Here is an 11,232-nt window from a genome sequence, read left to right as displayed (position 1 = left end):
TGACAGCGGGAAATATAGTTTTACAAAAATCCGCTGTCGAGAAGAGTACTTGCGCCTTGATCATGACAGCGGGAAAAAACAGTTTTATAATAATCGCTGTTGAAAAGCAAGTATTGGCTTTAATTATGGCAGCGAGAAATGCAAATTTATAAATTCCGCCGAAAACTCGCTGCAATATATAGGGACAGTGAAGAACCGGCGCTAAAACCGGTACAGATGAGGCACCATAAATTTTTTTACGAAGGTGATGACTATGGATATGACTTTAAATAGAGAGCAGAAAATAGTGGAGTATTTGGAAAAGACATACAATCCTACTGCAATTATCAAGTACGGATCATATGCTGATGGTAGTGCCAATGAAAATAGCGATTTTGATGCGCTTGTGATTGCCGGAGATGTTGAAAAGCATGATTCGTCTTTAGTTGCGGATGCTGTTTTGGATGTTTGGATTTATCCTGAGAAAAAGTTTTTTTCTGAGTATGATCCCGAGAAATTTCTTCAAGTGTTTGATGGCATTATAATTCAGGATCAGAATGGAGCGGCAGAAAAACTAATTAGAAAAGTAAATGAGCATATAGACCAAGCTTCGACGAAATCTGATGATGAAATAGAACAAGAGATTAATTGGTGCGAAAAGATGCTTGCAAGAACTGTCAGAGAAGATGTGGAAGGCTATTTTAGGTGGCACTGGCTTCTTATGGACAGTCTGGAAATCTATTTTGATATAAAGCATTTGTATTATCATGGCCCTAAAAAGGCACTGCGATTTATGAAGGAAAATGATCCGGTGGCATTTGACGTATACTTTCGTGCATTAAAAGAGATGAATCGAGACAATCTGGCTCAGTGGATTAGAGCGCTGAGGGATATAAAATAAGAAGCACGACATCATCCTGACAAATCTTCGCAAACGAGGAAATGTACCTAATCCGGATCTCGTCCATAATGGACTGTGTAAGAGGGAGAACAAAAGCATGGAATGGATCGAAGCATTACAAAAAGCCATCACGTATATGGAGGAGCATCTTCTCGAGGAAATCAACTATGAAGATGTAGCGAAGCAGGTGCACACGTCGAGCTACGAGTTTCACAGGGCTTTCAGTTTCGTGACGGGCTTAACGGCCAACGCGTATATAAGAAACCGCCGCTTGTCTTTGGCGGGAAAAGAACTTGTGGAGACCGATGCGAAGATCACCGATCTGGCGATGAAGTATGGATATGAGACACCGGAAAGTTTTACCAAAGCGTTTACAAGATTTCATGGTGTTGCGCCCAAAACAGCCAGAGAAGAAGCCTGCAAACTTGTGCTTTTTAATCCGCTTACGATTACTATATCTGTGAAAGGTGGTAAGAGTATGGATTATCGCATTGTTCAAACAAAGGAAAAGAAGTTTATTGCACTGGTAAGAGAGTTCGGCAACGGTATCATTAACGACGAAGCAAATCACGATGTAGCGGACTTCTGGGGAGAGTGCAACAGTAAGCAGATGCTTTCTCCGATCTACATGCTGAGAGAGGACGGAAAGCGAGACCTATACGGTCTTTGCAGTCCTACGAAAGAAGGGAAAGATACTTTCGAATATGGCATCGGTATAATCATAGATGAGGATACCGCAGAATTTGACCGGAATGATCTGGAGAAAAAAGGTTTCCGCATCTGGGACGTCAATCCCGGTACGTATGTGGTATTTGACTGTGTAGGCGAAGACGGCGACTGCATCGCTAAGACCTGGGTAAAGTTCTATAAGGAGTTTTTGCCGCAGATGGGCTATGAAGCATCTGAAGAGACTGACTATGAACTTTACTACGACGGAACCAGGCCGGATATATTCTGCGAGCTGTGGATCCCGATCAAGAAGAAGTAAAAAACAGCAACTTTAAGTTTATGGAGAAAACGATTACATATAGTATATAATGCAATTATATCGCAACTATTGTTTTAGCAAATACTATTTGTAAGAAGTGAGTGGGGGTTATGAAAGCTGTAAAAGAAAATAAAAGAACTTATAGGCAAATCAAAAGTTTAAATGATATACCGCGCGCAGAACTGGGAGAAGGAGCGTATGATTTTCTGTGGCAATTTTTGGGCATGTGGTTACTTGTGTTTTCAGTTTTATTTGGTTTAATTTTTTTGTGGAGCGATGAATCCGTCAGTTCCAGAACAAATGCAAACATAGTCATAATGTTTGTACTGGCAGTATATCTGCTTTTTGTGAAAAATGCATTTAGGGAAAAAATGAATGAGCGTGTACTTAGAATGAATCCGGATGGAATCATATATGAGTGGCCGTTTGGGATTACAAAACAGCACAGCTATAGTGAATGGGCAGAATCTATAAATGCAGGACACTATCGCATAGGAAGCCGCGGCATTGAATTTTGGCTGGGATTTGAGAAGATAGTTTTCTTTTATAATGTGGGTCATTTAGGTGAGCGAAAAAAAGCGGAAGAACGATATGAAATGTTCGTTGATTATTTGGCTGAAGTTGATCCAATGCTCAGAGAAAAACTGCCGAAGTTCACGAAGGAAAACATCGATTTACTGGATAAGCGCTGTTTTTACCACAGGAGTCGTAAGCATCAACTGATAGTAATGTTTTTTAACATGTTCTTATTTCTTATGTTGATTGATTCAGGTGGACATAAGGGAGCGGTTGCTTCAGCATTTTTTTGCGGAATAATTGAGATATTTGTTTTGTATTTCTTGTCCAAAGGTGCTTATTACAATTATAAAAATGAAATGGAAATCAGAGAAAAAATGCCGGATGAGACCGGATTGGTGCGAGATGATGGCATTGGAATTTTAAGACCATACTGGGGATTTATATATGTAGTTTTGGTGTTTGGAATAAACTATGCCATGCAGTGCGCTATTTTATGGTTGTAATTTGTTGGAAGACTTTTTTAGCATAATAATTGATATGGGTAAAAAATATGATACGTGAAAAATTATATGAATTAAAAGAGTGGAAGGGCGTTGTACATACGACATGGAATCCAAACGGACCCGGTGTGATCAGAATCCACATGATTCCGCCCAAATTTAGATTATTTCATTTTGCACCTTCTACGGTTATTTTAAATGGTCAGGATGTGTTGCCAATCAATGAGGCATGGGCGATTCTTTTAACCGAGTTTGTTCGTGGGGTTAATAGTTTTGGCGATGGACAGATGAGCCGGGAAATTCTTGATGATATTTTGCTGGGTGTTTTTCATCGCGTAAGAAAAGTATATCCAACAGTATCAGACGAGCTTCTGAAAGAAGATTTGCAAACAATCGTCAGCACTTTTGATGACATTGCAAGAAATGAGCTTCCTGCTGTTGATATTGGAGTAATGAGTCTTTCTGAGTATGCACCTCATATGACAGCGCCACATAGAATGGACCTTATGGTATCAGCCATGACAAAAGACGGCAACTGGGCATGTAATCAGCATTGTCTTCATTGTTACGCCGCAGGCCAAAAATATGCGGAAACTAAAGAATTGTCAACTTCTGAATGGAAGAAGGTAATTGATTGTTGTAAGAGCGCAAGAATACCTCAGCTTACTTTTACCGGTGGAGAGCCGACTTTGCGAAAAGATTTAGTTGAGCTGATTCGATATTCGCGATGGTTTGTGACGCGATTAAATACTAACGGAATACTTCTGACAGAGCAGTTGTCTAAGGATTTGATGGACGCTGAACTTGACAGTGTTCAGGTAACTTTGTATTCGCATATTGAAGAAGTGCATAATGAGCTGGTTGGTTCAAAGCATTTCAATGATACGATAAACGGAATAAAAAATGCGTTGGCAGCAGGTTTGAATTTAAGTGTTAATACACCATTATGTTCACTTAATAAGGATTATGTAGGTATGCTGGAGTTCCTGCACGAATTAGGTGTGCAATACGTGACTTGTTCAGGTTTGATTGTCACGGGAAATGCTACTTCGGATGCATCAAGACAATCCCAGCTTACAAGTGATGAATTATATGAAATATTACGAGCTGCAAAAGAATATACCGACAATCATGACATGGAAATAGATTTTACATCTCCGGGATGGATTGATAGTGGAAAATTAGCGCAGCTTCACATGGTCGTACCAAGTTGCGGGGCATGCCTTAGCAATATGGCAATTAATCCGGACGGTAGGGTAATACCATGTCAAAGTTGGCTATCCGATGATACCCTTGGCGATATGCTCAAGGATTCTTGGAAGAAGATTTGGAATGGGCGAAAATGTAAGAAGATTCGAATGGAGTCTGCAAAGGCTGAAGGAATATGCCCTCTTCGTAAAATGAATGAAGGGGAGGTAGTACATGAATAAAAGAATATTTGGGTTTGCTGTTGCAATAATTTTTTTTGCAAGTTTGTTATACTGCCCGGTTGTAAAGGCGGCAAAACCTTTAGATCACATTCATGATTATGAAGTGACGGTAGATATGCGTAAAGATGGCTCCTGTGATATTTCGTATCATATCGTATGGGAGGTATTGGATAGTGAATCAGAGGGACCGTTAACTTGGGTAAAGGTTGGATTAGCCAATAGATATGCCGATGAATTTAAAGCGATTTCCGACAATATTGATTCCATAAGTCATTACATTGATGATGGCGATTACGTAAGGCTTAACCTGGATAAAAGATATACGGCAGGCGAAACACTGGTACTTGATTTTTCGCTTCATCAAAAAAATCTTTTTAAAATGAAAAAAGATTGTGTCAATTATAAATTTACTCCGGGATGGTTTCCGGATACGCCGGTAGATAAAGTGGTAGTTCGTTGGAATGCTGAGGATGTTTTGGATGTCAGAGGTAATCCTAAGCTTGAGAACGGATATTATGTATGGGTCAATGATGCCGGTGGATATAATCTGAAAGAAACTGCACGACTTTCTTATGACATAAATCAATATGACTATATGTCGGGAAATGTAAGCGACAAACCTTCGAATGACCAACATAGAGCTGACATTAGCGAATTATATACTGACGAGGACAAGCAATTATGCAGTATTATGTTATTGGTTATACCATTAGGCGGACTGCTTATATGCATTGTCCTTATGAGTGTGTGTAAGGCGGTACGTGAAGATGGATATTCGGAAAAAAGAGGACTTGGTGCAAAGTTTTATATAGATCAGGATTTTAATAAGAGCACAAGTAGTAATTACCATGTCCATGACGGTGGCGGTGGTGGCGGATGTGCTTGCGCCTGTGCCTGCGCATGCGCATGTGCAGGAGGTGGCCGTGCCGGTTGCTCCAGAAAAGATTTTTATGGCACCAGGCTGTATACGAAGGATATTTACGATGCGCTGAAGAAATAAGAGGTATAAAAGGGGTATAAGCGCATGGGGGTGAAGTTTATGGAGGAAACGATTACATATGGAATTGAAGAGAATTGAGCATAAACTTACTGTTTGCAAAGTTGCAGAGGCATCCAATATTAACATGGATGCCCCTTTCTACTTTATCGGTAAGACTGATGAAGAGTTGTCATTGGTGTGCAGAACGGAGGATGCGCCACAAAACACGCTCGAGCGTGATGATGGCTGGAGAGGCTTTCGTATTAAGGGGGTTCTTGATTTTTCATTGATTGGCATTTTGTCAAAGCTGTCCGGCATACTCGCAGAGCATAAAATCGGAATCTTCGCTGTGTCGACATATAACACGGATTATATTCTTGTGAAAGAAGAAAACTTTGAGCGAGCGTTGGACGTTTTGGCGTCTGAAGGGTATATAATAGTATGATATCTTAACTGAAATTACAGAAATCCGCACTGGCTGCGGATTTCGTGAGAACATGATTCAGGAGTCAACCAAGCCCTATCGACGAAGTCGATTCAAATTAGCTTGGTTGATGCATTCTTGAACTTCATGTTCAAGAATGTATAAAATGCAATTCTATCGCAACTATTGTTTTAGCAAATACTATTTGTAAGAAGTGGGTAAGCTAAGTCGCCGAAATCAAGAGGTCATGATTAAAAAAGAAATGCGAATTTAAAGTTTTACGTTTAAAGTTTTGCTTTACGGAAAATAGAAGTGGAGATAAAGCGGCGGAAACCGGTGAATGTATGATTTTCGCCGCCGAAAAAGAAGCATTTTTTTAATTATGACAGCGAAATAAACGTTTTTATAAAATCCGCTGTTGAAAAGCAAGCTTTTGTCTTGATTATGGCAGCGGGAAATGCAACTTTATAAATTTCCGCTGTATTTAAGTTGAGTCCGGAAAGGGTACTATGAACATACAAGTTATTAGGGCACTGGAAACATGGCAGCAGGCCGGTGCTTATTACGTCCGAATACATGGAATGGCAAAACAACACAATATTACGCTAAGGCGTGAGTTTGATGAACATGATAAGCCGGATACAAAATATATATGACAAAATACATTATAAAAGGAGAGGCAATTAAATGTTTGAAATAAAGGACTGCGAGGACTACGAAGTAGCGAAAAAGCTGATCAGGGAATACTCTGAAATAAAAGGTGCCGAGAGCTGCTTTGTATCATTGGATAAAGAATTGGCGGATCTTGGCACGTATTATAAAGGCGGAGCTCTTTTGATTGGATTTGAAAATGAAAATCCTATAGCTACTATCGCGATTAAACATGTAGATGATGAAACCTGTGAAGCGCGAAGACTGTATATTAAGCCTGATTATCGCGGAAAAGGTTATGCAAGAATTCTTATGAATGAGATGTTGGACAGAAGCCGAGAGCTTGGTTTTAAAGAAGTGAAATTTACTACCAAGCCGGAAGTGATGAGCGTTGGATATGGTCTGTATAAGCGCATGGGTTTTGAAGAAGTGGATTGCACTGACGGTGTGGCTTCGATGAGAATGGCTTTGTGATAATTAAGGAGACGTTAAAGTGCCTGTATTATTTGAATTGTTTTTTACCTTTGCCAAAATAGGATTGTTTACCTTTGGCGGAGGTTATGCGATGCTCTCTCTGATAGAGAATATTTGCGTTGAGAATAAAAAATGGATAACACATGATGAAATGATGACGGTTGCGGTAATCGCGGAGTCTACACCGGGGCCTATAGCGATTAACTGTGCAACCTATGTCGGATATAAGAAAGGTAAATTACAGGGAGCAATCGCAGCAACGCTTGGGGTGGTGCTCCCTTCTTTCATAATTATCTATTTAATATCAAGATTTCTGGATCATTTTCTTGAGATAACCCGGGTAGCAAATGCTTTTAGGGGAATCAAGATAGCGGTGGGAATTCTTATCATAGACGCAGCTTTAAAGATGCTAAAAAAGATGAAAAAAGCGCCATTGCAGATTTCAATGGTCTGCTTTGCTGTGATTTCAACGGTAGTGATCAATCTTTTTTCACTAAATATATCTTCGATGGTATTGATGCTCGCGGCTGCAGTTATTGGACTTATGGTATTTATGATAAAAAATGCGGAAAAGGAGCGGGTAGAGAAATGATATATCTTGATTTGCTCATAGGCTTTTTGGAAGTCGGCTTCTTTTCTTTTGGTGGCGCCTATGCAGCGATTCCACTTATCAGGGATGTGGTTATGGCTCATGGATGGCTCGATGAAGAGGTGTTGACATATATGATCGCAATAAGCGAAAGTACTCCCGGACCGATCATGGTAAACATGGCTACATATGTGGGAAGTGAAAAAGGAGGACTTATAGGTGCGGCAATTGCCACTACAGCGGTTGTGTTGCCGGCTTTTTTCATCATTTTGCTGATCATGGTAGTTATGAATAAGTTCCTCCAAAATCAATATGTAAAAGCGGTTTTGAGTGGATTAAAGCCGTGTATTATCGGTATTATTTTGGTTACGGGAACACATATGCTCGTAAAAAACTGCGGACTGTTATTTGATTCCAAGGCGGATTTTCTCACAATCGGGCTGACATGCGCTATTGCGCTTATATATTTTGGCTCAAGGAAGGTTTTGAAAAAGGGCCTGAATCCTATCATGCTTATTTGTTTGTCGGCAGTGGTGGGAATTGTGGCATATTCATTATAGAAAGCGAATAGCATAGGAGGAAGAAAAATGATTGATCTTGATGCATTGGTAAAAAAATTTTTCCCTAAAATAAAAGAAGCCGGATTATCTGCTAAGGCAGATGAAGCCTCGGTTGTAGAATCTTTGAAAAAATATCCAAGGGATATGCTTGAGGACTTGGGCGAAGAAGAGATTGTCGTCTTTATGCTGGCGGCTGTTTCGTTTTCGGATGCATTCCTTACAGATTTTGAAGGCATCGGGTATGATGAATTTCTAAAAGAAATCCAAGATATTTCAGCCGGAGAATTGTCTTTTAGTGATGTAAACAATAATGTTTCGGAAGAAATTCTTGAAAAGGGAATCGGAACAAGTGAAGTGTCTTTTAAATGTAACGGGGAAGCGTTCAACTATACAGCCAAGGTGTATTACGATTGGTTTGATGTTAAATTCATATCTTTCTTAAATACAGTTTTTGAGAAAAAGGGGATTGAGAAAAGGCTGATAGTTTTCGGTGACCCGAACGGAACTTTTATCACATATAAAAAGCCTGAGTTCGTTAAGAAATTCAAAGAAAACTTCCCGATGATGAAGGCTGATATAGCATAAGATTTTAGAAGTTTGGTGAAAAAAACGTGATTTACCAAGCCGGAGGATTTGAATGGAATTTAGAAAACTAACGGAAGAGGATTTATTGTCATTGCTTGAGTTATACAAACAGCTTCAACCTGATGATTCTTTATCTTCAGAAAAAAGTAAGATTGTGTGGCAGGAAATTCAGAATAATCCGAATATTCAATATTTTGGAGCGGTTGATGACGGCAAGGTAGTATCTACTTGTTATGCGGTGTATATTCCTAATCTTACAAGAAACAATCGGGGTATCTGCTTTATTGAAAATGTAGTAACGGATGAGAAATACAGAAATCGGGGATTGGCGTCAAAGGTCATTGATATGGCCGTAGCATACGCGAAAGAGAAGGATTGCTATAAGGTTATTCTTCAAAGCGGAACTGCACGGGGAGAGGCGCATAGATTTTATGAAAGCAAAGGATTTGACGGGGATTCAAAAAAGGCATTTGATATGAGACTATGATAATGTTTCGGGAGGTCTTTTGTATGGAAAAAGAATTGTATATTAAGCAATTAAAGCCTTTTCTATATCTTATGGATGAGGCGCACGAAGCGACGGGGTACATAGTTGTAGGCGATGAAAGAGTCTGCGTGATCGATACGATGAATGGCTATAATGACCTTCACAAGGTTGTCAGGGAAATTACTGACAAGCCGATCGTTGTTGTAAACACGCATGGCAATCCGGATCATATCTTTGGGAATGTATACTTTGATGAGGCATACATGAATCCTAAGGATTTTGAAATGGCATCGTCTTTTTTTAATGAGCCTGAATTTGTGGAAATATGTAATGATAAAGGCGTTTCTGTTCCGCCTCTTAAGCCGATCAAAGGCGGTGATGTGATAAATCTTGGAGGAAAGACACTTGAAGTATATGAACTTCCGGGGCATACTCCCGGCGGAATTCTGTTGCTTCTAAGGGAGGAGAGGATTCTTTTCACAGGTGATTCCGTTAACCATCATTTATGGATGCAATTGGACGGCTGCCCGGAGATGAATGAGTACGTAAAGGCGCTTGATAAGATCATGTTCTTGGAAAAAGAGGCTGATGTGCTACTGCACGGGCATGCGACAGGCTTTGACGACATATCATTGCTCAGGTGTATGCGGCAAGGTGCAGTTGAAATATGCAACGGCGAAACAGAAAATGACCTGCCATACAATTGGTTCGGCGGCGTGGCAAAACAGCATCCGTTCAAGCTTGAAAACGATAAGGAGTATGACCAGACTGCGAGTGTTATATGCTATCGGTAAGTAATAAAAAATTGACTGGGATGTTGCAAAATGTTATAGTGTAACTGGAAAATAGTTGCAAAGGAGTTGCTGTGCCAAAGAAATCTAAGTTATTGGAAAAACTGTTGTCAAAACCGGCACCAACAAGCTTTACCATACGAGAGCTTGATGCTCTGATGAAGCAGTGTGGATGTGAAAAATTTGAAGGTGGAAGAGGTTCAGGAATAGGTTATTATCATGTGGAAACTAAGCGAATACTTCAGTTTGATGGACCACATCCGGGAAACGAATTATATCGATACCATATCAAAATGATTAAAGCTTTTTTGAAGGAAGTAGGTGAGATAGAATGATCAGTTCATTGATGGAATACAATGGGTATCATGCAAAAGTTGAGTTTGACAGTGAGGACCAGATTTTTATAGGTCATGTGCTTGGAATCAATGACTCTTTGAATTTTCATGGAGAGTCTGTAAAGGAGCTAACTCAGTCAATGCACGACTGTATAGATAATTACCTTGATTACTGTAAACAAGTTGGAAAAGAACCTGAACGCGAGTTTAAAGGATCTTTTAATGTGCGTATTAAACCGGAGCAGCATAAAAAAATCGCTTTATACGCTGCAAATGAGGGAATCACGATAAATCAGTTTGTATCAAGGGCAATAGATGATGAACTTGATATTCTTGAAGGATAAATTGAAATACTATTAGTATATAAAAGTACCAAGCGAAACATAATCCGTGCGGTACTTTTTTGATATTACATATTCTTGAGTTTTTTTTATGAGATGACTTAGAGGAAGCCAAAAGGAAGGTATAAAAATGGATAGCTTTGTTGATGCATTATTATCTGTCAAAACTGATAAAATCCCAGATGAATATGACTGGTTTGCACCGCTTATTGGTGATTGGGATTGTGATTACTATGATGAATTTAATGGTCAAAAAAGATATGTGAAAGGCGAATGGCTCTTTAGAAGAGTGCTTGAAGGTGCGGGAATACAGGATGTTTTTATATTTCCGTCGCGTGATACCAAAGAAAAAGCGCCTCAGCCGGATGGCGAATACGGCTCTTCTTTGCGCATGTTTAATCATTTTGAGAATTGCTATGATGTTGTATATACATGCGATCACTGTATGAAGAGACTGCGTTTTGATAAGAAAGGCAATGAACTTGTGGGAAAGGTTCTGGATGAAGAGAATACCTATTGGATTTTTTCTGATATTACTGACAACAGTTTTACTTGGAAAAACGTAATGATTTCTGATGATGGCTCTTACACTCTTGATTGTGAAATACATGGAAAGCGTGTGAAATGATTACGTTTTATAGGGATTTTTTTGGGAAAAAGAACTATAGACACTACTGTCTAATGCAGTAAATACGGCAA

General features: G+C 39.5%; 16 protein-coding genes. All 16 read left to right on the top strand.

Going from position 1 to position 11,232, the window contains the following annotated elements:
* The first annotated feature begins 253 nt into the window (after nucleotides 1-253).
* The 16 genes from DL92_RS0117130 to DL92_RS0117055 all read left to right on the top strand — a co-directional run bounded on the left by DL92_RS0117130 (nucleotide 254) and on the right by DL92_RS0117055 (nucleotide 11,161).
* A complete protein-coding gene (locus DL92_RS0117130) occupies nucleotides 254-880 on the top strand; it encodes a nucleotidyltransferase domain-containing protein (RefSeq protein WP_051625403.1) in 627 nt (208 codons plus the stop codon).
* A 97-nt stretch (nucleotides 881-977) separates the two neighbouring features.
* The gene (locus DL92_RS0117125) at nucleotides 978-1,868 is read left to right on the top strand and encodes an AraC family transcriptional regulator (RefSeq protein WP_026668404.1); all 891 of its coding nucleotides are present in this window, start codon (nucleotides 978-980) and stop codon (nucleotides 1,866-1,868) included.
* Nucleotides 1,869-1,978: 110 nt separating this feature from the next.
* Nucleotides 1,979-2,890 (top strand): hypothetical protein, encoded by a 912-nt coding sequence (locus tag DL92_RS0117120; protein WP_026668403.1) that lies wholly within the window; start codon nucleotides 1,979-1,981, stop codon nucleotides 2,888-2,890.
* Nucleotides 2,891-2,937: 47 nt separating this feature from the next.
* On the top strand, nucleotides 2,938-4,317 hold the full coding sequence (locus DL92_RS0117115; protein ID WP_026668402.1) for a radical SAM protein: 1,380 nt from the start codon (nucleotides 2,938-2,940) through the stop codon (nucleotides 4,315-4,317).
* Nucleotides 4,310-5,317: a hypothetical protein gene (locus tag DL92_RS0117110; RefSeq protein ID WP_026654263.1), complete on the top strand. Its 1,008-nt coding sequence runs from the start codon at nucleotides 4,310-4,312 to the stop codon at nucleotides 5,315-5,317. The genes DL92_RS0117115 and DL92_RS0117110 overlap by 8 nt, the downstream gene beginning before the upstream one ends.
* A gap of 58 nt (nucleotides 5,318-5,375) precedes the next feature.
* Entirely contained in the window at nucleotides 5,376-5,741 is a 366-nt protein-coding gene (locus DL92_RS0117105) for an ACT domain-containing protein (protein WP_026668401.1), read from the top strand.
* Nucleotides 5,742-6,229: 488 nt separating this feature from the next.
* Complete coding sequence (locus DL92_RS20895) at nucleotides 6,230-6,376, top strand: hypothetical protein (RefSeq protein ID WP_197027278.1); 147 nt, start codon at nucleotides 6,230-6,232, stop codon at nucleotides 6,374-6,376.
* Between the two features lie 31 nt (nucleotides 6,377-6,407).
* Nucleotides 6,408-6,845: a GNAT family N-acetyltransferase gene (locus tag DL92_RS0117095; RefSeq protein ID WP_026668400.1), complete on the top strand. Its 438-nt coding sequence runs from the start codon at nucleotides 6,408-6,410 to the stop codon at nucleotides 6,843-6,845.
* 19 nt (nucleotides 6,846-6,864) lie between these two features.
* Complete coding sequence (locus DL92_RS0117090; RefSeq protein ID WP_026668399.1) at nucleotides 6,865-7,437, top strand: chromate transporter; 573 nt, start codon at nucleotides 6,865-6,867, stop codon at nucleotides 7,435-7,437.
* Complete coding sequence (locus tag DL92_RS0117085; protein ID WP_026668398.1) at nucleotides 7,434-7,994, top strand: chromate transporter; 561 nt, start codon at nucleotides 7,434-7,436, stop codon at nucleotides 7,992-7,994. Before DL92_RS0117090 ends, DL92_RS0117085 begins: the two co-directional genes overlap by 4 nt.
* Nucleotides 7,995-8,021: 27 nt before the next feature.
* Nucleotides 8,022-8,579, top strand: coding sequence for a hypothetical protein (locus DL92_RS0117080; RefSeq protein ID WP_026668397.1), 558 nt, complete (start codon nucleotides 8,022-8,024; stop codon nucleotides 8,577-8,579).
* Between the two features lie 52 nt (nucleotides 8,580-8,631).
* Nucleotides 8,632-9,066, top strand: a complete 435-nt coding sequence (locus DL92_RS0117075) for a GNAT family N-acetyltransferase (RefSeq protein ID WP_026668396.1) — start codon at nucleotides 8,632-8,634, stop codon at nucleotides 9,064-9,066.
* Nucleotides 9,067-9,089: 23 nt separating this feature from the next.
* On the top strand, nucleotides 9,090-9,860 hold the full coding sequence (locus DL92_RS0117070; RefSeq protein WP_026668395.1) for an MBL fold metallo-hydrolase: 771 nt from the start codon (nucleotides 9,090-9,092) through the stop codon (nucleotides 9,858-9,860).
* Nucleotides 9,861-9,931: 71 nt separating this feature from the next.
* Nucleotides 9,932-10,192, top strand: coding sequence for a type II toxin-antitoxin system HicA family toxin (locus tag DL92_RS0117065; RefSeq protein ID WP_026654269.1), 261 nt, complete (start codon nucleotides 9,932-9,934; stop codon nucleotides 10,190-10,192).
* A complete protein-coding gene (locus DL92_RS0117060) occupies nucleotides 10,189-10,536 on the top strand; it encodes a type II toxin-antitoxin system HicB family antitoxin (RefSeq protein ID WP_026654270.1) in 348 nt (115 codons plus the stop codon). The genes DL92_RS0117065 and DL92_RS0117060 overlap by 4 nt, the downstream gene beginning before the upstream one ends.
* 127 nt (nucleotides 10,537-10,663) lie before the next feature.
* Nucleotides 10,664-11,161 carry a hypothetical protein gene (locus DL92_RS0117055; RefSeq protein WP_026668394.1) on the top strand — a complete coding sequence of 166 codons (498 nt, stop codon included), beginning with the start codon at nucleotides 10,664-10,666 and terminating at the stop codon, nucleotides 11,159-11,161.
* Nucleotides 11,162-11,232 lie beyond the last annotated feature (71 nt).

The organism is Butyrivibrio sp. AE2005 (assembly GCF_000686965.1).
In the GTDB taxonomy this organism is placed as follows: Bacteria; Bacillota; Clostridia; order Lachnospirales; family Lachnospiraceae; genus Butyrivibrio; species Butyrivibrio hungatei_A.
This window is presented reverse-complemented; position numbering and strand designations above follow the sequence as displayed.